This is a genomic window from Metalysinibacillus jejuensis (genome assembly GCF_003057615.1).
GTDB lineage: Bacteria > Bacillota > Bacilli > Bacillales_A > Planococcaceae > Metalysinibacillus > Metalysinibacillus jejuensis.
In genome coordinates, this window is the sequence record NZ_QAFW01000223.1 from 1 (window position 1) to 245 (window position 245).

Annotated in this window: 1 protein-coding gene; it reads right to left on the minus strand. The window is 34.7% G+C overall.

Annotation, left to right across the window (positions count from 1 at the left end):
- On the minus strand, positions 1-245 hold a 245-nt coding region (locus DDE80_RS14975; protein ID WP_153060966.1), incomplete at both ends, for a helix-turn-helix domain-containing protein.

Below are 245 nucleotides of genomic sequence, written 5' to 3' on the forward strand. Positions count from 1 at the left end.
CGCATTGCCTTCAAAAAAATTCTTATAAGCCTTTTGTAAGTTCATTTGTGCATTTGCTAAAGCTAAAGAATCTACTTCTTTTAGAAATGGAAATTCGTCTTTATATTTAGCTGGTGTCGGGAACTTTTGCTTTTTAAGCATTTCCTTGTCGTCTTTGTATTTTGCATAAGTCGCTTGTCTTTCCGCAAGCATCTTATTGTAGACAAGACGAACACAACCAAATGTTTTGGCTAATAATACTGCCT